The organism is Flavobacterium branchiarum, assembly GCF_030409845.1.
GTDB classification, from domain to species: domain Bacteria; phylum Bacteroidota; class Bacteroidia; order Flavobacteriales; family Flavobacteriaceae; genus Flavobacterium; species Flavobacterium branchiarum.
On sequence record NZ_JAUFQQ010000003.1, the window covers coordinates 1,139,702 to 1,159,752 of the forward strand.

Consider the following 20,051-nt stretch of genomic DNA (forward strand, 5'->3'; position numbering starts at 1 on the left):
TTTAAATAAAATCTCTAACAAACTTACGATAATGTATGATATCCTCTATTGTTAAAACTACCAATTGGTGTTTTTTGGCAAATGATAAAATCTCTGGTAATCGTGCCATAGTTCCATTAGGATTCATCAATTCGCATAATACAGCTTCAGGTTTTAAACCTGATAATTTCATTAAATCTACACTTCCTTCGGTATGACCATTTCTCTGTAGAACGCCTTTGTCATTTGCTCTTAACGGAAAAATATGTCCCGGTTTTACCAGATCTGTAGGTTTAGCAAAATCAGCAGAGGCAGTTCTTATAGTTTGAATTCTGTCTAATGCTGAGAGTCCTGTTGTGACACCTTCTTTTGCCTCTATTGACACTGTAAAAGGAGTTTGGAAAAGGCTAGTGTTTTCTTTGACCATATAAGGTAGTTCTAATTCATCAGCTTTTTCATTGGTTAAACAAAGACATACAATCCCACTACATTCTCGAATCATTAGCGCCATGTCTTCTACTGACATATGCTGTGCTGAAAAGACTAAATCGCCTTCGTTTTCACGGTCTTTGTCATCGATCAATAAAATTCCTTTTCCTATTTTAAGTTCTTTAATTGCATTCTCAACGCGTTCTTGACTATTTGTACCAAATAATAGTAACGGATTTTCATTTTCTATTGCAGTAATCATTTTGAGGTTATTTTTTGAACTAGTTTTCTAATATGAAGAATAATTGTATGCATGAATCGCAAATACACTAATCATCTTTAGGTAGATTGCAACAAATAAAATGTTGTCATATTTGAATACTTTTTGTTCATGATTAAAATTTAAAGAGACAAAATTGTTTAAATAATAAAGAGAAAACATTGATGTATGTCAAAAAAAAATCCCGAACTAATTCCTATAGGTTCAGGATTTTAATGTTTTTTAAAGTACCTTTTTTTCTTTTTTCCATTGTCGTATTCTAACTCTGGCATTTTTATATGGAGAGGAGGTATTAAATTGTATCATTCTTCCCATTGTCCATTTCTCATACCATTCTTGCTCATAGAGCGTTTCGTTATCATAGCTTTTAATCAGTGTTTGCAGGTTGTCTACTGTTGTTTTTAATTTTTCCTGTAATTGTAAAAAATCTAAACCTTCGTAATCTGTATAAAATTTCTGAGCAAGTTTGCCAAGTTCATTCCATTTAAATCCTGTTTCTGGAAAATCTACACTTTGGTTATTATTCTTTTTGTGATGCCATTTTAAGACTAATTCTCCCCAGCCAACTAAGTATGAAACTAAGTTATTTACGCTCATCATTGTGCCTTTAGCATGCCCCTCGAGTGTTTTTTCGTTTGTGAGCTCAATCGGAATTGTCTTTAAATCCTCTTGGAGTTTGACATATGTTTTTTCAATATCACTTAGTAATTCTTTTTTATTTTGAGGTACAGCCATATTTAAAAGGTTAGAATAAAATCAATTGTTTTCCAGATAATTATTCCCATCGAAAAACCACCGATTGTACCTGTTAATAATCTCATTAAATTACTATGATATTTGTGCAATGAATTTTGAAAATACCAATCTGCTAGCATGAATGCCAAACCAATAATCGAAAAATAAAAGGGTGGTAAGAAATAAAGGAAATAGCAAATTGCACAAAAGATATGACCAATGCTAGCTCCTAAACATCTTGCACAAAAAGGCAGGTGTTTTTCGTTAATCTTAAAACACCTTTCAGGGATTCCGTGACAACCTAATGTAAAATCATTTAGTTTCATTTACCAAGTATGTTTGCATTTAAGACAAGTTATTCTGATCTTATTGGCTTTGTGAGTGCCACATAATAATCCCAAAGGGCCAGCCAAAATTGCACCACAGCACGCTTTTTTTCCACTAAATCCTTTTTTGTCAACATACACTTGTGTCGATTTGCATCTTGGGCATTGAATTGGTTCGTTTTGGTTAATTGTATTCATTGTTATCTTTGGATTTATTTTATAAAACAATTACTTAGTTTCAATTTCGATTATTTTTTTTCCTTTTTCTCCTAAATAGTGAGTAAGTAACTTTTCATATATTTTATATCCATCATCGACATTAGTAAAAATTAGAATTCCTTCTTTTGTTTTTGGAAGTATAAAGAAGATCGTTTGTGCGCCTTGATCGGCACCTCCATGAGATAATGCAGTTTCTCCGTTTCCTAAATCATAAATTTCGAGTCCTAAACCAAAATGTTTGTTGGCTTTTGTTTCTACTTGATTTGTTTTTAAATCTTCAAAAACTTTTTGTGATAATCCATCACCATTCATAATGCTAACTGCGAATTTACCGTAATCTTCGATGGTCGTTAATAGATCATCAGCCGCACTTGCTGTTTTTCTTTTTTCTGTTTCATAAGCTTTTCCTTTTGGATCATAGCCAATTGCAAAACGTGTTTCGTCAGTATTTTTATCCCAGATGTAATTGGTATCTGTCATTTGCAAAGGATTAAAAATTAATTCTTTGGCTAATTGATCAAGAGATTTGTGAAACTTTTTTTCTAATGCTTTTCGGAGATATTCAAAACCTTCACCAGAATATTGGTATTTAGTTCCAGGTTCAAATAGAAAGCTTAGTTTTTTGTCAGGATTCATCCATCGCCAATTTGGGAAACCTGTTTGATGGCTTAAAATAAATCTCGTTGTTAGTTTTTTTGTTCTAGGATCGTTTGCAATATCTGGATCAATCCAATATTTAGAAAGAGATTCATCTAAGTCCCATTTCCCTAAACTAACTAGTTTTAAGGCAACCATTGCGGTAACAGGTTTGGTAAGTGAAGCAACATTAAAAATTGTATTGTAAGGTGCGGTTTCTCCTTTTTTTAGTTCACCAAAAACTTTGATTTGTTGGAGCTTTCCACCATTGATTATTCCAAGTCCTAGATTAGGAATGTTATTTTCTTTAAGCCAATTTTCAATCTCATTGTCATCACCAAACATTTTTGTTTTATTGATTATGGTAGGATTGTTTTGATGATCGTAGCTAAGAGATCGGGCTAGTTTCCATGTTCCGTTTTGGAGTAGCCATAAATGTGTAAATCGAGCGATACTTCCTGGGATTTCTTTTTTACCAGATGTAGATTCATAGAATTGATGAGCACCAATTTGGACAGCACCATATAATGTTTTGTTTTTATAAAGAGGGTAAATTTCGGTAGTTCCAGCTATTAATTCCCTTCTTACTCTATATATTGAAGACGGATTGCATATTCCCTTTAGAAAATTATACAAAAAAACTTTCTTGTTGGATATACTGTCCGTATCATGATAAAATTCAAAATCTTCGGTTAATAATGTTTTAAATTGATTTACATCGCAAGTATTGAAGCCAACTTTAAAAAGCAAGCTGTCTTTGGAAATGATGGTTTTATATAAATCAGATTTTTTATCGATCTGTGCCGATAAAGAGATTGAAGCTAGAAATAGCAGTAATAAATAGAGATTGATTGATTTGATTGTCATGATGATGATGATGATGATTTTTTTATAAGACGAGATATAATTTTTTTGTTACAAAAAACAAATAGTCTTAAAGGATTGTTCTCCTATTATGTGTTTTTCCTACCTACAAATCGTATTACAGAACCTTTTCCGTTATGAAAAAGACCTTCGTTTAATTCAATTTCGGTTTCTATTAGTTCTATTATTTCGTAATCAGGAAAATCAGCTTTTATTTCATCAATAGAAAATAGCATGTCCAATTCTTTTGGACCTCCAATTTTCTCGTTTATAGAGTTGTATTCGATGTGTTTTTTACTAAATGCTTTTTTGTTTTTTTTTCATAAAAGGAGTTTTTAGTAAACGTAAATTAGGGAGAATTATGTCATTAATTGGTGATTTATAATAATAAGTTGTATGAAATATTCTTTCGGTTTTTAAACGGTTGAATTACTTATACGAGAACTATTAGAATGCAAGAATAGTAAAATAGTACTGTTTGTAATTTATTAAGTAGGAAAAAAAACATGGAAAATAAATTTATATTACGATATTTGTAAGAAAAAATTAACACATTTGAATTTGGTAAAATAAAGTTACTCTTTGTTAATGTTTCTTAATTGACGCCTATATGAAGAGTTATTTCGCACATATGCAAATTAACACGTATTGAAGCAGAATATAAAAAAACAAATTTAATGACAGAATTTAAAAATTATTATGGGACAGACCCCGGTTGGGGAACAGCTGCTAGGAGAGTGTTATTTAACGCTGCATGTAAATATTTAGGAATTAACCCAACACAAGCAGAAAATATTTTTGGTGTAGGATTTCATTCTATATTGCAAAGTAGCTCAGTCCAGCTTTCGGGGGAAATTCTCAATAAAGTCAAGAAAGATCCAGCAATTCTTAATAAACAAAGGGAAATAGTAGCCACAATAAAAAATGATGCGCGCTATAAAGTTAAATTTATAGAAGATAAAATAACAAATTCTTTCGCGATTCAGCTTGGCGGACAACGAGCCAGAGGCGAAATGTGGAAACAAGCCCTGGAGTTTTGGAAATGGAGAACAGAATATAGTGCCACTTGGGAAATGGCATTTGATGAATTAACTTGGGCAATTCGATCAGTAAATGTGAAGTATAGTTATATTGCCGATAGTAATGGAGATATTACGATATCTTATAACTTAACCGATACATTAGATCTACGCCCATCTTGGGGAGACCGTTCTATGGAGTACAATGCTATATGCTGTGTATTGGGTTTTATGTACCACGATGTTCTTGGCGGAAGCGACGAATTACAGGTAAAAGCAAACTGGAAAACGATAATTAAATAAAGATGAAAAACAAAATAAGTATTACACTTGGCATTGCTATTTTGCTATGTTTGGTATCATCATGTTTTTTAAAAAAAGAACACAAAGATGTAGATCCTTTTTATACAATTAACCATTTTGGTCAATTCCACATTCTTCCTTTGTTAAAACCTATAACATTATTGTATGACCCAAGTACAAAAGAATGGTGGTTAAATAAAAATAACTTATTAAAACAAAACATATCTAATGAAATAACTGAAAAAGAAATTGGAGTAGAGAAAACTTATATTTTTTGGAAAATCATTGGAAGGAGAGATACTATTGAAGGTTATACTTCAAAAGATTATGTGTTTTTAGATAAATATGGAGTAATATCATACGGACGTTCTAAAATAAAAACTTTCGTTGATGAGATCCAAATTTACCCTACTGATAGTATTCATAAAATATTTATAATACCAGAACGCTGGTTTGTTATTAATGTAGCAGACAGCACAACCGAAGCTTTTTTCTCGAAAAAAAAATATAAAAACTACCTGAAAGAAAAGGGGGTATCTGGCAAAATGTACAACATAGAAAGTGTAAAAAAAGAATTTGCTAAAACAGGTATCGCTCCGTGGTTTCCCGAAGACATAAAAACGAAGCTGAGAGAATAAACAAAACTATAATCGATTAGTTACCATTTAGGAATAGGAGATTTTTATGTATGACATTCTTGACGGAAGCGGTGAATTATTAGTAAAAGCATACTGGAACGATAATTAAATAAAGATGAAAAACAAAATAAGTATTAAACTTGGCGTTGCTATTATGCTATGTTTTATATCATCATGTATTTTTAAAAAAGAACACAAAGATGTAGATCCTTTTTATACAATTAACCGTTTTGGTCAATTTCACCTCCTTCCTTTAGTAAAACCGATAACTTTATCGTATGATCCTAGTACAAAAGTATGGATGCTAGCTGATAACCATTCGTTAAAGAATAGTATTGGCATTGATTCATTAATAAAAATTGGAGTAGAGAAAACCTATATTTATGGTAATGTACGTGGATGGAATGACACTATTGAAACTTATACTTCAAAAGACTATGTGTTTTTAAATAAATACGGTACAGTATACGGGCCTAGTAAAAACAGAAAGGGTATAACAAACGAAATCCAAATTTACCCTACTGATAGTATTCATAAAATATTTATAATACCAGAACGCTGGTTTGTAATAAATGTAGCAGACAGTACAACCGAAGCTTTTTTCTCAAAAAAAGAATATAAAAACTACCTGAAAGAAAAGGGGGTATCTGGCAAAATGTATAACATAGAAAGTGTAAAAAAAGAATTTGCTAAAACAGGTATCGCTCCGTGGTTTCCAGAAGATATAAAAACGAAGCTGAGAGAATAAACAAAACTATAATCGATTAGTTACCATTTAGGAATAGGAGATTTTTATGTATGACATTCTTGGCGGAAGCGACGAATTACAAGTAAAAGCAAACTGGAAAACGATAATTAAATAAAGATGAAAAACAAAATAAGTATTACACTTGGCGTTGCTATTTTGCTATGTTTGGTATCATCATGTTTTTTAAAAAAAGAACACAAAGATGTAGATCCTTTTTATACAATTAACCATTTTGGTCAGTTCTATCTCCTCCCTTTAGCAAAACCAATAGTATTAACATATGACCCAAATGGTAGAGTATGGAGGATGTTAGAAGATAACCAATCGTTAAAAAAAAATGTGTATGTTGACTCTTTAACAGAAATAGGAGTTGATAGAACTTATATTTATGGTAAAAAATTTGAGAGGAAAGAATTTATTGAAACATATCAACTAGGAGACTATTTATTTTTAAGTAAGTATGGTACAATTTCGTGGAATGATAAAAAGGACAAGCCAAGACCAGACCAAATCCGAATTTACCCAATAGATAGTGTACATAAAATATTTATAATACCAGAACAATGGTTTGTTATAAATGTAGCAGACAGTACAACCGAAGCTTTTTTCTCGAAAAAAGAATATAAAAACTATCTGAAAGAAAAGGGAGTGTCTGGCAAAATGTACAACATAGAAAGTGTAAAAAAAGAATTTGCTAAAACAGGTATCGCTCCGTGGTTTCCAGAAGATATAAAAACGAAGCTGAGAGAATAAACAAAACTATAATCGATTAGTTACCATTTAGGAATAGGAGATTTTTATGTATGACATTCTTGGCGGAAGCGACGAATTACAAGTAAAAGCAAACTGGAAAACGATAATTAAATAAAGATGAAAAACAAAATAAGTATTACACTTGGCGTTGCTATTTTGCTATGTTTGGTATCATCATGTTTTTTAAAAAAAGAACACAAAGATGTAGATCCTTTTTATACAACTAACCATTTTGGTCAATTCCACATTCTTCCTTTGTTAAAACCTATAACATTGATGTATGATCCTAGTACAAAAGTGTGGTGGTTAGAATATAACCATTCATTAAAACATAATATATCCATTAATACTTTAACAGAAATAGGAGTCGATAAAACCTATATTTATGGTAATATACTTGGATGGAAAGATACGATTCAAAGTTATACTGCAAGGGATTATGTATTTACCGACAAGTATGGAATAACATCTTGGGATGAAAAAAAAGATAAACCAACACCAGATGAAATCCAAATTTACCCTACTGATAGTATTCATAAAATATTTATAATACCCGAACGTTGGTTTGTAATAAATGTAGCAGACAGCACAACCGAAGCTTTTTTCTCGAAAAAAAAATATAAAAACTACCTGAAAGAAAAGGGTGTATCTGGCAAAATGTACAACATAGAAAGTGTAAAAAAAGAATTTGCTAAAACAGGTATCGCTCCGTGGTTTCCCGAAGACATAAAAACGAAGCTGAGAGAATAAACAAACCCTAACATCTTTTTTACTTACACACTTTATGAGATAGTACCTTTGTTTATTATTACATTTAGAATTTATGACTTACAGATTTAGATTTATAACTAGCAGAGTTAGGTTCATAGCTTATCCTATATCTATTTCAGTTCTAAATACCACTACAGCATCTCCTTTTATTTGAATCAATGTAGGTTTGTTGTCTTCTATCTTAACTTTTATATTTATCACACCAAGTCGATCTATTTTTTCTGCTTGTCTGCCATTGAATTCAAATTCATACTCTTTAAAATCAACAATTTTATTTTGGATTAAATATCCACCTAAAGGGCCGTTTGCATTACCAGTTACAGGATCTTCATTTATACCTATTCCAGGAGCAAACATTCGTCCATAAGTTAAAATGTCTTTCTCATCAGAATCAAAAGTAAAAACAAAATATCCATTGCAGTTAATGGCTGTACTCAACTCCGCTAATGCATTGTAGTTTGGCGATAACGCATTTAGTTTAGCTCTACTTTTAATTCCAATCATAACTTTAGAATGTCCTGTAGAGGCTATCTGTATGGGGCATTTTTCATTAATGTCTGCTTCTTCTAGTCCTAATGCAGTTATCATTTTAGTTGTTATATCCTTATCAAAAGTTGGACTAAGCTCGAAAGCTCCTTGTGTCATTACAATTTGGTAGTCTCCATTGTTCTTAATTATTTCAAAAGGGAGAATTCCAATTTTAGTTTTAAATCGTAATACACAAGAATCTAAATTATCTTCGACTGCTTTTGCATACATCGCTGCGATTGTAGCATGTCCGCAAATTGGAACTTCCATAGTTGGGGTAAAATAGCGTATTATTCCATCGCAGTCATCGCTATCAGGCGGGAATAGAAAAGCAGTTTCGGAATTGTTTAATTCTCTTGCAATTTGTTGCATTTGGTGATCATTTAATCCCTCGGCATTTACAACTACTCCTGCTGGATTTCCTTTGAATCTTTCTTTTGTAAAAGAATCAATTTGATATACTATTCGGTTTTTCATTTTTTTCTGCCTACAAATCGTATTACTGAACCTTTTCCGTTATGAAAAAGACCTTCGTTTAATTCTATTTCGGTTTCTATTAATTCTATTACTTCGTAATCAGGGAAATCAGCTTTTATTTCATCAATAGAAAATAGCATGTCCAATTCTTTTGGACCTCCAATTTTCTCGTTTTTTGAGTTGTATTCGATGTGTTTTTTACTAAATGCTTCAAAAATTAGCATTCCACCTTTGCGTAAGTAGTTACTAAGTATTTTATGATAAGATGATTTGATATCGCTAGGAAAGTGCGCGTAGATTAAAGCAATTGCATCAAATTGTTCAGGAACATAATTTAATGTTTGTAATTCGCCAACTTGATAATCAATTGATACATTATTGTCTTTGGCTAGGCGAAGGGCTTTATTTTTTCCTTCCATGCTTATGTCAAATGCAGAAACTGTCCAGCCAAGTTTAGCCGCGAAAACAGCATTACGACCTTCTCCTTCGGCAGGGAAGAGTATGGTTCCTGGAGTTAGTTTTTCTAATTGTTCTTTTAAATAGTTATTCGGATGTTCACCATAAGCAAACTCATCTGTACTATATCGGTCATTCCATCTGTCGGTCCAAGAATTATTCATAATTTATGTAGGGGTTATTGCTTTCATAACTTCATGTAATATTCTTATTATAGAAGTTATTAGGCGGTTTTTAGCTTAACGAAAATACGAATTTAAAAGTGAATTTACAGCAGTTTTGCGTGAAGGATAGAGGCGATATCCTTTTGTGAGCGTAGCTAAGCAAAAGATAAAGCCGAAAGCCTGACCCTTTTTCGGGTCACGCCATAAAAAAATCCGATCTGTTTTCACAAATCGGATTCTAAATTGAAAATTATATATAACTATAAAAATGTACTATTGAACATTTTTAAGTTAGTTTTTATAAGTGAATTACTTCGCCGTATGCATCTGCAACAGCTTCCATAACAGCTTCGCTCATTGTTGGGTGAGGGTGAATAGATTTTAGGATTTCATGTCCTGTAGTTTCTAGTTTACGTGCTACAACTGCTTCAGCAATCATATCAGTAACACCAGCACCAATCATGTGACATCCTAACCATTCGCCATATTTAGCATCGAAGATTACTTTTACAAAACCGTCTGGAGTTCCAGCAGCTTTTGCTTTTCCTGAAGCTGAGAATGGGAATTTACCAATTTTTAATTCGTATCCTTTTTCTTTAGCTTGTTTTTCTGTTAAACCTACAGAAGCAATTTCTGGAGTTGCATAAGTACATCCAGGAACGTTTCCGTAATCAATTGGATCTACGTGTAAACCAGCAATTTTTTCTACACAGTTAATTCCTTCAGCAGAAGCTACGTGAGCTAATGCTTGACCCGGAGTAACGTCTCCAATTGCATAATATCCAGGGATATTTGTTTGGTTGTAAGCGTTTACTAGTATTTTATCTCTGTCTACAGCGATTCCTACTTCTTCAAGACCGATGTTCTCGATGTTAGTTTTGATTCCAACAGCCGAAAGAACGATGTCAGCTTCAAGAACTTCTTCACCTTTTGCAGTTTTAACAAATGCTTTTACTCCTGCACCAGTTGTATCAATACGCTCAACTGAAGAGTTAGTCATGATTTTAATTCCAGCTTTTTTCAACGAACGCTCAAATTGTTTTGAGATATCTTCATCTTCTACAGGAACTACGTTTGGCATAAATTCTACAATAGTAACTTCTGTTCCCATTGAGTTATAAAAATGTGCAAATTCAACTCCAATAGCTCCAGAACCAACGATAATCATTGATTTTGGTTGTGTTGGTAATGTCATTGCTTGACGGTATCCGATTACTTTTACGCCATCTTGAGGTAAGTTTGGTAACTCACGAGAACGAGCTCCAGTAGCAATGATGATATGGTCAGCACTATATTCTGTAACTTTATTATCTTTATCTGTAACGTCAAGTTTTTTCCCTGGCTTTAATTTTCCAAAACCATCGATAACGTCGATTTTGTTTTTCTTCATCAAGAATTGAACACCTTTGCTCATTCCTTCTGCAACACCACGGCTACGTTGAACAACAGCTGGGAAATCTTTATCGAATTCAGAAACAGTCAATCCGTAATCGGAAGCGTGTTTTAGATAATCAAAAACCTGAGCTGATTTAAGTAATGCTTTTGTTGGTATACAACCCCAGTTTAAGCAAACACCACCTAAGTTTTCTTTTTCAACTACAGCTACTTTAAAGCCTAATTGTGATGCTCTAATGGCAGTTACATATCCGCCTGGACCACTTCCTAAAACAATAACGTCGTATTTCATTTTTTAAGTATTTATTTTATTTTTAAAATTGAAAGCCGTAAAAAAAGCATTCCATTTTCTATTTTTTTTATAATGTATATAGAATGCGAATTTAAGGATTTATTTTAAAAAAAAGTTTAATTTTTATTTCAAGGTCAATTTACATTGGCTATTTCACAGAGATTAAAATAAAAGCGATATAATTTGCTAAAATTAAGTGAATAATTCGCTTTTTTTTGAGAAAACAGCAGTAATATACAGCTGTGATTTCAAGGCGTTTTCTTAATTTGCAACTACAAATTGCGAATCGTATAAGTTTTTATAAAACCCATTGGCACGATTTATCAATTCCTGATGCGTTCCTTGTTCTACTATAAGCCCTTTGTCCATAACGACAATTTTATCTGCATTTACAATTGTTGCCAATCGATGTGCAATAACAATCGAAGTTCTTCCTTTGGTAATTGTTTCCGTAGCACGCTGTATCATTTCTTCGGAGTAAGTATCAATAGAGGAAGTTGCTTCATCCAAAATTAAAATACTAGGATTACTTACATACGAACGCAAAAATGCTATAAGTTGACGTTGTCCAGAAGACAGCATTACGCCTCGTTCTTTTACATCAAAATCATAATTATCGGGTAAGGTCATAATGAAGTCGTGAACGCCAATTACTTTTGCAGCTTCTAAAACTTGAGCTTTGGTAATTTCGGGATTGTTTAGCGTAATGTTATTGTAAATTGTATCGGCAAATAAAAACACGTCTTGTAAAACTACTGCAATTTGCTTGCGTAGCGAAGCCAAAGTGTAATTTTCAATATTATGTCCGTCGATATAAATAGTACCGCTATTAATTTCATAAAAACGATTCAGTAAGTTAATTATAGTCGATTTACCTGCTCCCGTTGAACCTACAATTGCTACTGTTTGTCCAGCCTCGACCGATAAATTGATTCCTTTTATAACTTCTTCTTCCGGAATATAGCCAAAATGAACATCTTTAAACTCTATGTCTCCATTAAAGACAGGGGCTTCGATAGTTCCTGTATCTTGTATATGGTCTTGCGTATCAATAATATCAAAAACACGATTGGCAGAGATCATTCCTAATTGCATCTCGTTGAATTTATCTGCAATCTGGCGCAATGGATTAAATAACATTCCGATAAACATTGTGTAGGAGAATAAATCTCCAAATGTGGTAAAGTTGTCGCCATTCAGAATTTTAAAACCTCCAAAAACAACAATACAACCTAATGTAAGCGACGAAATAATATCGGCAATAGGAAAGAATATCGAGTTGTACAAGATGGTTTTTATCCAAGCTTTTTTATGTTTTCCGTTTATTTCTTTGAAGCTTTCATATTCGGTTTTTTCACGATTAAAAAGTTGTACAATTTTCATACCCGTAACGCGCTCTTGTACAAAGGAGTTCATGTTTGCAATTTGGGCACGTACTTCTTCAAAAGCGACTTGCATTTTACGCTGAAAAATCCGAGTGATGTAAACCAAAATTGGCATTGCAATAACAACAATCCAAGTCAGTTTCCAGTTCATATAGAACATGAAAATTAAAACAACAAGCATTTTCATCAAGTCGCTAATAATCATAAATAAACCTTGGCTAAAAATTCTAGCAATCGATTCAATGTCCGAAACCGAACGGGTTACCAATTGTCCTACTGGAACCAGGTCGAAGTATTTCATTCTGAAACTCAAGATGTGCTTGAATAACTTTGTACGAATGTCTTTTACAATATCTTGTCCGAGCCAGTTTGCCCAGTACACAAAGTAAAACTGAGAGAAGACTTCTAGCAAAAGCACAATTCCCATTAGGGTTATGTAAAAAAGAAGACCTAATTGGTCATGCGTTTTAATATATCCATCTACCGTTTCTTTAAGTAAATAGGGGCGAAGGGCCGCAAAAATAGAAAGCGATACGGCAAAGATAATCACTCCATTGTAGCGCCATTTATAAGGCTTAGTATAAGTAAGAATTCGTTTGAAGAGACCAGTATCAAATGCTTTTGCTTTCATTTTATTTAGGAGCTGTATCCTGCTTTCCGTTGCAATCTTTATTGTTTTAAAGAAAAACAATAAAGGATTTTCACTTTAATCAGGGCTATTAAGTAATGTAATCGTATTTAACCTTCGTTAGATACAATCCGTGAGCCGGAACCGAAAAACCAGCTTTATCTCGGTTTTTGCTAGCGATAATGTTTTCTAAATCGTCTAGCGTAATTTTATGTAAGCCAATGTTTATTAGTGTACCAACAATAGAACGAACCATATTTCGTAAAAAACGATTGGCCGAAATGGTAAAAATCAGTTTATTGTTTTCTGTTTTCCAATAGGCTTCAAAAATACTACAATCAAATGTATTTACGTCTGTATTGACCTTTGAAAAACATTGAAAATTGGTATGATTTAACAAAATTTTAGCAGCCTCGTTCATCAGAGGTACATCCAAATATTGATGAAAATACCAACTTAGCTCTTCCAGAAATGGGTCTTTTACACTATTTATATGGTATTCATAGGTGCGTTTAGTTGCATCAAAACGACAATGTGCTTCGTCTTGAACCAAGATAATATCATAAATTGCTATGTCTTTTGGTAAATATGAATTTAGTTTGTGTACCAGATTTGGGACCTCAATAGGAGAATCATAATCAAAATGGGCATACATTTCTTTGGCATGAACACCAGTATCAGTACGTCCAGCTCCCATTAAATTAATAGGCGTGTTTAATAAAACCGAAAGTGCTTTGTTAAGTGTTTCCTGAACAGAGGTTGCATTAGGTTGGTATTGCCAGCCGTGATAATGTGTGCCGTTGTAAGCAAATTGTATAAAATATCTCAAAGTGTTCTGGTAAAGGTTCAAAGGAACAAAGGTACAAAGGTTTTTTTTAAGCTACAAAGCTACAAAGGGACAAAGGGACAAAGGGACAAAGCTACAAAGCTACAAAGGTTCAGAGGGTTTTTTAGCTGCAAAGGGGCAGAGGTTTTTTTAGTTGCAAAGATGCAAAGGTTCAGAGGTTTTTTTAGCTGAAAGGTTCAGAGTCTCAAAGGGTCAAAGGTTTTTTTTAGCTACAAAGGGTGATAACCTCTGCGCCTTTGCATCTTTGAACCTTTGAAGCTCAGAATCTTTGTAGTTCAGAATCTTTGTGACTTCAATAAACTTAGCATCTTAGTACCTTAGAGCCTCAGTAACTTTAGAAAACTTTGTACCTTTGCGTCTTTGCACCTTTGTACCTTAGTTTTTCACAATGAAAAAAATCCTATTACTTTCCGATACCCATAGTCATATTGACGATACTATTTTAAAATATGTAGCACAAGCAGATGAAGTGTGGCATGCAGGTGATATTGGTGATTTATTGGTAACTGATGCTATAAAAGAAATAAAACCGTTGCGTTGTGTTTATGGAAACATAGATGATGCTAAGGCGCGTTTAGAATTTCCTTTAAATAACCGATTTATGTGTGAAGATGTTTCGGTTTGGATTACACATATTGGAGGTTATCCCGGAAAATATAGCCCAGCGATTAAAGAAGAAATGGCTTCTAATCCACCAAAATTATTCATCTGTGGGCATTCACATATTTTGAAAGTCATGTATGATAAAAAGAATAATTTACTGCATATGAATCCTGGAGCTGCAGGAAAAAGTGGTTTTCATCAAGTGCGAACGATGCTTCGTTTTGTGATTGAAGGTGATAAAATAAAGGATTTAGAAATTATCGAAATAGAAAAACGTAATTAATTTACGTCTGGCGAAGTATAGGAACTTCAATTTTAATTGAGGTACCCATGTCGATTATTGATTTAACTGTGATTTCCCCTTTCAGGTTTTTTATTCTTGCTCTAATTTGGTTTAGGCCAAAACCTTCGATGATATGAAATTTATTGGTTTTGTATCCTTTACCATTATCATTTACATTAACAATTAAATAAGAGTCGTTTTCTATGGTTAATGAAACACTAGCAATGTTGGCTTCACTATGTTTAATAATGTTATTTAATAGTTCTGAAATGATAAAATAGATTCTCATTTCAAATTTTTCATGATAACGGGTTTTAGAAGGAATTGTACATTGATACTCGAATAATAATGTTGAGTTTGAGTTTTTTTCGCATAAATCTTCTAAAGCATAGAATAATCCAAATCGTACTAATAAAGTAGGTAGAAGTTCATGAGATAAATCACGGACTTTGTCATGTGCTTCTTCGAGAATAAATTTAGTTTTTAGAATTTCTTCAGATATAGGTTCGTTTTGTGTTGAAAAAACGTTTAGATGCATTCCTGCTGAGGATAGTAACGCACTAATATTATCATGTAAGAACAAAGCAATTTTTTTACGTTCACTTTCTTGACCATCAATACTTGCATTTATTATGTTTTGCTGTATTTTACCTTGAATGTCTTTTAATCTGTTTTTTTGTTTTAGTTTGGTGTTTTGATAGAAGAAATAGAATAAGATGATACTGATAACAAATAGTGAAATCATAATACTGACTACTTTTTTGTTTCTTGATTGTTCTAATAGTAAAGATTGCTGATTGGATTTGTATTGATTTCCAATTTTGTCAATGTCTCTTTTGTATTCATCAACTTCTAGATTAAGGCCTGCAACATCAACCTTTCGTAGTTTATCTTCGTTGCTTAATTCATCATTTAAGATATGATGTAAGGCAAGATTTTTATAGGCATCTTTATCATCTCCAATTTTTGATAAAAACTTAGAATATTCTAGATAGGTAAAGGATAAGTCTGATTTTTCATTTCCATTATGGCCATGCTTTATTGCTTTTTTGAAATACAAATCTGCTTTATTATTTTTGTTTTTATGATTGTAATACATGCCATTGAGCATGTTTAAAACCACAAGTGTTGATTCTGTACCATGTTTAGGGTGGTACTTGTTTATATAGCTTAGATAAGGGTAGCCATCATCGTAGCCACCAATATCAAAATACGCCCAAGCGATGTTTAATTTTGTAAATGCAATTTGTGCAGAGTCTTTTATCTTGGTGCTATAGTAAAGTGATTTTTTATAGAATGAAATTCCTTTTTCATATTCTTTTTTATTAAAGCAGTAAATGTTCCCTAAATTATTGTAAAGCCAGTTTTTAAGTTCTCCATTGGTAGTTTTTTCGGCATAGATTAATCCTTTGTTATAATAGAATAAGGCTTTGTCAGGCTCGGTTAGTTCGTCAAAATTAGCAGCAATTGTATTGTATGATTTTGCAATAAGAATTGTGTCTTTGGCTGTTAATGCATAGTTTAATGTGATTCTAGACAGTGTTAATGATTTTTCATGATGTCCATCACGCATTAATTTTACAGATTCATCTGAAAGTTTTTCTATCTCTTGTTTAGCTGTTTTTTTTTCTTGGCCAAAAGCAATATTGAAGTAGCTTTGGATAAGAAGTACTAGTAAGACAATAATCCGAGTAAAAGACATAAAAAAAATATTTTCGAATAAAAATACATTAACTTGTACGTAAAAAGCAAATTTTTGGAGACCACTTTTCTAATTAATCAAATTTGATTGCTGTATCTCAGATGGTTGTTTTGTCGCTTTAAGATTTAATTAAATTGTTTTTAATGGCGTATTTTACTAGACCAATCGTGTTTTTGGTCTTAAGTTTTTTCATGATGTTTTTGCGATGCGTTTCTACAGTATTAGTACTTATGAAGAGTAGTTCGCTAATTTCTTTTCCACTGTATTCAAGTGAAATTAATGTGATTATTTCAAGTTCTCTAGAACTTAAGATAGAGTTTTCTTCTCGAATTCGCTCGTTAAGTTTTGGATTACCTTTTGTAAATGTGGTAAATATCTTCTCTCTAACAGAATCGCAAAAATATTCCTCTCCTTTGTTTACAGCTTCAATGGCTTCGATGATATTTTCACCTGCACATTTTTTGGTTAGATAACCGCTGGCGCCAAGATTCATTACTTCTTTTATAATTTTTAAATCGTCGTAACTAGAAAGTATTATTACTTTACAAGGAAAACCTTTTTCAGAGAATTCCTTAAGAACCTCGATACCATCTTTTTGAGGCATGCTTATGTCTAACACTAAGATGCTAGTATTGTTTGTAGCTACATCATCGTATATATTCATTCCGTTTAAAGATGATCCCACAACTTCAAAGTCAGATACAGTATGTAATAAATTAGTAAGCCCATCGATAAGTACTTGATGATCGTCGGCTAGATGTACTCGTATTTTGTTTTTCATAAAAATGATGAATATATAATTTCAAATTTAGGCAAAATTATAAGAATGCGAGTGTTCATGGGGGTTTATTTTATTAGTAATTGTATTAATAACAATACTTTTCTCCACAAAAAAACCCGAATTGTAAAATTCGGGTTTTCTTCGCACAAAATAAATTAAGTTTATAGGTTTACCTCAATCGATCCACAGATTTCACAAGATCCTCGTCCTTTTTGATGGCTTTATTAGCTAACACTAATAACACGATAGCAACTATAGGTAGAAACATCCCAATACCTTTCTCCGAAACAGCAGGTGTTTCTCCAGATAAGTTTAGTGAATGATATACAAATAATCCTAATAAAATTAAATTTAATAATATATTCAGCCTGCCCATGACAAACTGGTTTTGTCTTTTTTTGTATGAAATAATGCTTACGATAGAAAGCATAGTACTTAAACCAAGCAAAATAACATAAAGTTGATTTTGCATGAAATAATATGGTTTAGCATCAGCAGTTATCCAAAGAGGAACAAAAAACATTAAAATGCCTGTAACTGCAAATGTCAAAATTAAATATATAGTTTGAATTCTTTGTATCATTATTGTTTGTAATTGTTTTACAAAAATATATTTTCTTTTTTTAAAATACTATTGTATGATAAAATTTTATTCGTATTATTGCATCATAATACCGTAAGCTCTTCATACTGCGGTTGATTCAGTAAAAAAATAAAGATACTACCTATTCTTTTACAGTATTTCTGAAAATTAATTAAATTCATAGAACATTCATGTTTGATATTTCTGCATTAAAAGAAATGAAGCTTTCTGAGCTTCAAGAAATAGCTAAGTTAGCTAAAACAATAAAATTTAACGGTGTAAAAAAGGAGACATTGATTGGTCTTATTTTATCGCATCAAGAAGGAGCTGCCAAACCAGCAGTCGAACAAAAGGTTAATGAAGTTGAAGACGATAAGCCAAAAAGAGTTCGAATTGTTCCAGTAAAGAAAGCAGCTATACAAAAGAATACAGTTCAAAAGGATATTGTTTTTGAAGAAAAAAAAGAGAATACAACAAACGAAATTATTGATACTCCAATAATTCCTGCAGTTCCAGCAGTAGAAGCAGAAACTACTCAAACTCTTGAATCTTCAGAAAATAGTGCTCCTGAAAAAAAAGCATCAAAGGTTATAAAATTTAATAAATCGGCTTATGAAAAAAAGGTCGCTTTGCAAAAAGAAAAAGAAGCATTAAAAGAAAATGCTTTGGCGATTGAAACAGTAAATGAGAGTTCAGTTGAAACTTCAGAAAATGCTACATCGGAAAAAATTGAAGCGCCAATTCAACCCAAAAAGATTAACCCAAACCAGAATAAGCAAAATCAAAATCAGAATCAGAACCCAAATCAAAACGGGAATAACGGGAATCAGAATCCTAATTTTAAAAATAAAAAGAATAATTTTAGAGACTCAGATTTTGAGTTCGATGGAATTATCGAAAGTGAAGGTGTTTTAGAAATGATGCCAGATGGATATGGTTTCTTACGCTCTTCAGATTATAATTATTTAGCCTCTCCGGATGATATTTATTTATCAACTTCACAAATCAGATTGTTTGGTCTTAAAACAGGTGATACAGTAAAAGGAGTAGTGCGTCCTCCTAAAGAAGGAGAAAAATTTTTCCCATTAGTTCGTGTTTTAAAAATTAACGGACATGATCCACAAGTAGTTCGTGATCGTGTTTCTTTTGAGCATTTAACTCCAGTTTTTCCTTCAGAAAAATTTAAATTAGCCGAAAAGCAAAGTACAATTTCAACTCGTATTATCGATTTGTTTTCTCCAATAGGAAAAGGGCAACGTGGTATGATTGTAGCACAGCCAAAAACGGGTAAAACAATGTTGCTAAAAGACATTGCAAATGCTATTGCAGCAAATCACCCAGAAGTATATTTAATTGTTCTTCTTATTGATGAGCGTCCTGAAGAGGTTACAGATATGCAACGTAGTGTTCGTGGAGAAGTAATTGCTTCGACTTTTGATAGAGAACCACAAGAACACGTTAAAATTGCCAATATCGTATTAGAAAAAGCAAAACGTTTGGTAGAATGTGGTCATGATGTAGTAATTCTTTTAGATTCAATTACGCGTTTGGCTAGAGCTTATAATACAGTGCAACCCGCTTCTGGAAAAGTATTAAGTGGAGGTGTTGATGCTAATGCATTACAAAAACCAAAACGTTTCTTCGGAGCTGCTCGTAACGTAGAAAATGGTGGTTCATTAAGTATCATTGCAACTGCATTAACAGAGACAGGATCTAAAATGGACGAAGTTATCTTTGAAGAGTTTAAAGGTACTGGTAATATGGAGTTACAATTGGATCGTAAGATTGCTAACAAACGTATTTTTCCAGCAATTGATCTTACTTCATCAAGTACGCGTCGTGACGATATGCTATTAGATGAGAAAACATTACAAAGAATGTGGATCATGAGAAAATACCTTTCAGATATGAATCCTGTAGAAGCAATGGACTTTATTAATGATCGTTTCAAGAAAACTAAAAATAACGAAGAGTTTTTAATTTCAATGAATGACTAAAAAAAAGGGACTGAGGTTCTGAGTTATTAAGTAACTTAGATTTTGAGTTTTAAATATAAAAAAATGGCATAAGTTTAAATCCTTATGCCATTTTTTTTATGCCATATTGTTACAAGAGTAAAGAGTAAAGAGTAAAGAGTAAAGAGTAAAGAGTAAAGAGTAAAGAGTAAAGAGTAAAGAGTAAAGAGTAAAGAGTAAAGAGTAAAGAGTAAAGAGTAAAGAGTAAAGAG

At 32.3% G+C, this 20,051-nt stretch carries 20 protein-coding genes and 1 pseudogene; 7 read left to right on the top strand and 14 right to left on the bottom strand.

What is annotated here, in order from left to right; all coding sequences use genetic code 11:
* Position 1: 1 nt before the first annotated feature.
* From ribB to QWY99_RS05710, 6 genes and pseudogenes are all read right to left on the bottom strand, one after another.
* Entirely contained in the window at positions 2-670 is a 669-nt protein-coding gene (ribB, locus tag QWY99_RS05685) for a 3,4-dihydroxy-2-butanone-4-phosphate synthase (protein ID WP_290262570.1), read from the bottom strand.
* A gap of 240 nt (positions 671-910) precedes the next feature.
* Positions 911-1,423, bottom strand: coding sequence for a ClbS/DfsB family four-helix bundle protein (locus QWY99_RS05690; RefSeq protein WP_290262572.1), 513 nt, complete (start codon positions 1,421-1,423; stop codon positions 911-913).
* Between the two features lie 2 nt (positions 1,424-1,425).
* The gene (locus QWY99_RS05695; protein ID WP_290262574.1) at positions 1,426-1,749 is read right to left on the bottom strand and encodes a DUF2085 domain-containing protein; all 324 of its coding nucleotides are present in this window, start codon (positions 1,747-1,749) and stop codon (positions 1,426-1,428) included.
* Positions 1,750-1,947, bottom strand: coding sequence for a hypothetical protein (locus QWY99_RS05700; RefSeq protein ID WP_290262577.1), 198 nt, complete (start codon positions 1,945-1,947; stop codon positions 1,750-1,752).
* 30 nt (positions 1,948-1,977) lie between these two features.
* The gene (locus tag QWY99_RS05705) at positions 1,978-3,471 is read right to left on the bottom strand and encodes a serine hydrolase domain-containing protein (RefSeq protein ID WP_290262580.1); all 1,494 of its coding nucleotides are present in this window, start codon (positions 3,469-3,471) and stop codon (positions 1,978-1,980) included.
* Between the two features lie 86 nt (positions 3,472-3,557).
* Positions 3,558-3,776 (bottom strand): annotated as a pseudogene (locus QWY99_RS05710) (SAM-dependent methyltransferase); the annotation flags it as partial.
* 369 nt (positions 3,777-4,145) lie between these two features.
* Here QWY99_RS05710 and QWY99_RS05715 point away from each other — a divergent pair.
* The 5 genes from QWY99_RS05715 (at position 4,146) to QWY99_RS05735 (ending at position 7,679) form a co-directional block, all read left to right on the top strand.
* Positions 4,146-4,790 carry a hypothetical protein gene (locus QWY99_RS05715; RefSeq protein ID WP_290262582.1) on the top strand — a complete coding sequence of 215 codons (645 nt, stop codon included), beginning with the start codon at positions 4,146-4,148 and terminating at the stop codon, positions 4,788-4,790.
* A 2-nt stretch (positions 4,791-4,792) separates the two neighbouring features.
* Positions 4,793-5,428 carry a hypothetical protein gene (locus QWY99_RS05720; RefSeq protein ID WP_290262587.1) on the top strand — a complete coding sequence of 212 codons (636 nt, stop codon included), beginning with the start codon at positions 4,793-4,795 and terminating at the stop codon, positions 5,426-5,428.
* A gap of 115 nt (positions 5,429-5,543) precedes the next feature.
* Entirely contained in the window at positions 5,544-6,176 is a 633-nt protein-coding gene (locus QWY99_RS05725; RefSeq protein ID WP_290262590.1) for a hypothetical protein, read from the top strand.
* 117 nt (positions 6,177-6,293) lie between these two features.
* Positions 6,294-6,929, top strand: a complete 636-nt coding sequence (locus tag QWY99_RS05730) for a hypothetical protein (protein ID WP_290262593.1) — start codon at positions 6,294-6,296, stop codon at positions 6,927-6,929.
* A 117-nt stretch (positions 6,930-7,046) separates the two neighbouring features.
* Complete coding sequence (locus QWY99_RS05735) at positions 7,047-7,679, top strand: hypothetical protein (RefSeq protein WP_290262596.1); 633 nt, start codon at positions 7,047-7,049, stop codon at positions 7,677-7,679.
* A gap of 120 nt (positions 7,680-7,799) precedes the next feature.
* Here the strand turns inward: QWY99_RS05735 and QWY99_RS05740 are convergent, their stop codons facing one another.
* The 5 genes from QWY99_RS05740 to truA form a co-directional block, all read right to left on the bottom strand.
* The gene (locus tag QWY99_RS05740) at positions 7,800-8,705 is read right to left on the bottom strand and encodes a PhzF family isomerase (RefSeq protein WP_290262599.1); all 906 of its coding nucleotides are present in this window, start codon (positions 8,703-8,705) and stop codon (positions 7,800-7,802) included.
* Positions 8,702-9,325 carry a class I SAM-dependent methyltransferase gene (locus QWY99_RS05745; protein WP_290262602.1) on the bottom strand — a complete coding sequence of 208 codons (624 nt, stop codon included), beginning with the start codon at positions 9,323-9,325 and terminating at the stop codon, positions 8,702-8,704. Before QWY99_RS05745 ends, QWY99_RS05740 begins: the two co-directional genes overlap by 4 nt.
* Positions 9,326-9,623: 298 nt before the next feature.
* The gene (lpdA, locus tag QWY99_RS05750) at positions 9,624-11,012 is read right to left on the bottom strand and encodes a dihydrolipoyl dehydrogenase (RefSeq protein ID WP_039112873.1); all 1,389 of its coding nucleotides are present in this window, start codon (positions 11,010-11,012) and stop codon (positions 9,624-9,626) included.
* 261 nt (positions 11,013-11,273) lie between these two features.
* Positions 11,274-13,028 (bottom strand): ABC transporter ATP-binding protein, encoded by a 1,755-nt coding sequence (locus QWY99_RS05755; RefSeq protein WP_290262612.1) that lies wholly within the window; start codon positions 13,026-13,028, stop codon positions 11,274-11,276.
* A gap of 88 nt (positions 13,029-13,116) precedes the next feature.
* Positions 13,117-13,854, bottom strand: coding sequence for a tRNA pseudouridine(38-40) synthase TruA (gene truA, locus QWY99_RS05760; RefSeq protein ID WP_290262617.1), 738 nt, complete (start codon positions 13,852-13,854; stop codon positions 13,117-13,119).
* A 406-nt stretch (positions 13,855-14,260) separates the two neighbouring features.
* On the opposite strand from truA, the gene QWY99_RS05765 reads away from it, so the two are divergent.
* Positions 14,261-14,758: a metallophosphoesterase family protein gene (locus tag QWY99_RS05765; protein WP_290262620.1), complete on the top strand. Its 498-nt coding sequence runs from the start codon at positions 14,261-14,263 to the stop codon at positions 14,756-14,758.
* A 1-nt stretch (position 14,759) separates the two neighbouring features.
* Here QWY99_RS05765 and QWY99_RS05770 read toward each other — a convergent pair whose 3' ends face one another.
* The 3 genes from QWY99_RS05770 to QWY99_RS05780 form a co-directional block, all read right to left on the bottom strand.
* A complete protein-coding gene (locus tag QWY99_RS05770) occupies positions 14,760-16,460 on the bottom strand; it encodes a tetratricopeptide repeat-containing sensor histidine kinase (RefSeq protein WP_290262624.1) in 1,701 nt (566 codons plus the stop codon).
* Positions 16,461-16,578: 118 nt separating this feature from the next.
* Complete coding sequence (locus tag QWY99_RS05775) at positions 16,579-17,241, bottom strand: response regulator (protein WP_290262626.1); 663 nt, start codon at positions 17,239-17,241, stop codon at positions 16,579-16,581.
* A 169-nt stretch (positions 17,242-17,410) separates the two neighbouring features.
* Positions 17,411-17,824 (bottom strand): DUF4293 domain-containing protein, encoded by a 414-nt coding sequence (locus QWY99_RS05780; RefSeq protein WP_290262629.1) that lies wholly within the window; start codon positions 17,822-17,824, stop codon positions 17,411-17,413.
* Between the two features lie 191 nt (positions 17,825-18,015).
* Here QWY99_RS05780 and rho point away from each other — a divergent pair, with 191 nt between their 5' ends.
* Entirely contained in the window at positions 18,016-19,821 is a 1,806-nt protein-coding gene (rho, locus tag QWY99_RS05785) for a transcription termination factor Rho (protein WP_290262632.1), read from the top strand.
* Positions 19,822-20,051: the final 230 nt, after the last annotated feature.

Bases quoted from the DNA above. Each gene is read 5' to 3' on its own strand.
- QWY99_RS05700 (WP_290262577.1), bottom strand. From the start codon at position 1,947: ATGAATACAATTAACCAAAACGAACCAATTCAATGCCCAAGATGCAAA.
- QWY99_RS05690 (WP_290262572.1), bottom strand. From the start codon at position 1,423: ATGGCTGTACCTCAAAATAAAAAAGAATTACTAAGTGATATTGAAAAA.
- QWY99_RS05730 (WP_290262593.1), top strand. From the start codon at position 6,294: ATGAAAAACAAAATAAGTATTACACTTGGCGTTGCTATTTTGCTATGT.
- QWY99_RS05695 (WP_290262574.1), bottom strand. From the start codon at position 1,749: ATGAAACTAAATGATTTTACATTAGGTTGTCACGGAATCCCTGAAAGG.
- QWY99_RS05740 (WP_290262599.1), bottom strand. From the start codon at position 8,705: ATGAAAAACCGAATAGTATATCAAATTGATTCTTTTACAAAAGAAAGA.
- QWY99_RS05780 (WP_290262629.1), bottom strand. From the start codon at position 17,824: ATGATACAAAGAATTCAAACTATATATTTAATTTTGACATTTGCAGTT.
- QWY99_RS05715 (WP_290262582.1), top strand. From the start codon at position 4,146: ATGACAGAATTTAAAAATTATTATGGGACAGACCCCGGTTGGGGAACA.
- ribB (WP_290262570.1), bottom strand. From the start codon at position 670: ATGATTACTGCAATAGAAAATGAAAATCCGTTACTATTATTTGGTACA.
- QWY99_RS05765 (WP_290262620.1), top strand. From the start codon at position 14,261: ATGAAAAAAATCCTATTACTTTCCGATACCCATAGTCATATTGACGAT.
- QWY99_RS05770 (WP_290262624.1), bottom strand. From the start codon at position 16,460: ATGTCTTTTACTCGGATTATTGTCTTACTAGTACTTCTTATCCAAAGC.
- QWY99_RS05720 (WP_290262587.1), top strand. From the start codon at position 4,793: ATGAAAAACAAAATAAGTATTACACTTGGCATTGCTATTTTGCTATGT.
- rho (WP_290262632.1), top strand. From the start codon at position 18,016: ATGTTTGATATTTCTGCATTAAAAGAAATGAAGCTTTCTGAGCTTCAA.
- QWY99_RS05725 (WP_290262590.1), top strand. From the start codon at position 5,544: ATGAAAAACAAAATAAGTATTAAACTTGGCGTTGCTATTATGCTATGT.
- QWY99_RS05705 (WP_290262580.1), bottom strand. From the start codon at position 3,471: ATGACAATCAAATCAATCAATCTCTATTTATTACTGCTATTTCTAGCT.
- QWY99_RS05745 (WP_290262602.1), bottom strand. From the start codon at position 9,325: ATGAATAATTCTTGGACCGACAGATGGAATGACCGATATAGTACAGAT.
- QWY99_RS05735 (WP_290262596.1), top strand. From the start codon at position 7,047: ATGAAAAACAAAATAAGTATTACACTTGGCGTTGCTATTTTGCTATGT.
- lpdA (WP_039112873.1), bottom strand. From the start codon at position 11,012: ATGAAATACGACGTTATTGTTTTAGGAAGTGGTCCAGGCGGATATGTA.
- QWY99_RS05755 (WP_290262612.1), bottom strand. From the start codon at position 13,028: ATGAAAGCAAAAGCATTTGATACTGGTCTCTTCAAACGAATTCTTACT.
- QWY99_RS05775 (WP_290262626.1), bottom strand. From the start codon at position 17,241: ATGAAAAACAAAATACGAGTACATCTAGCCGACGATCATCAAGTACTT.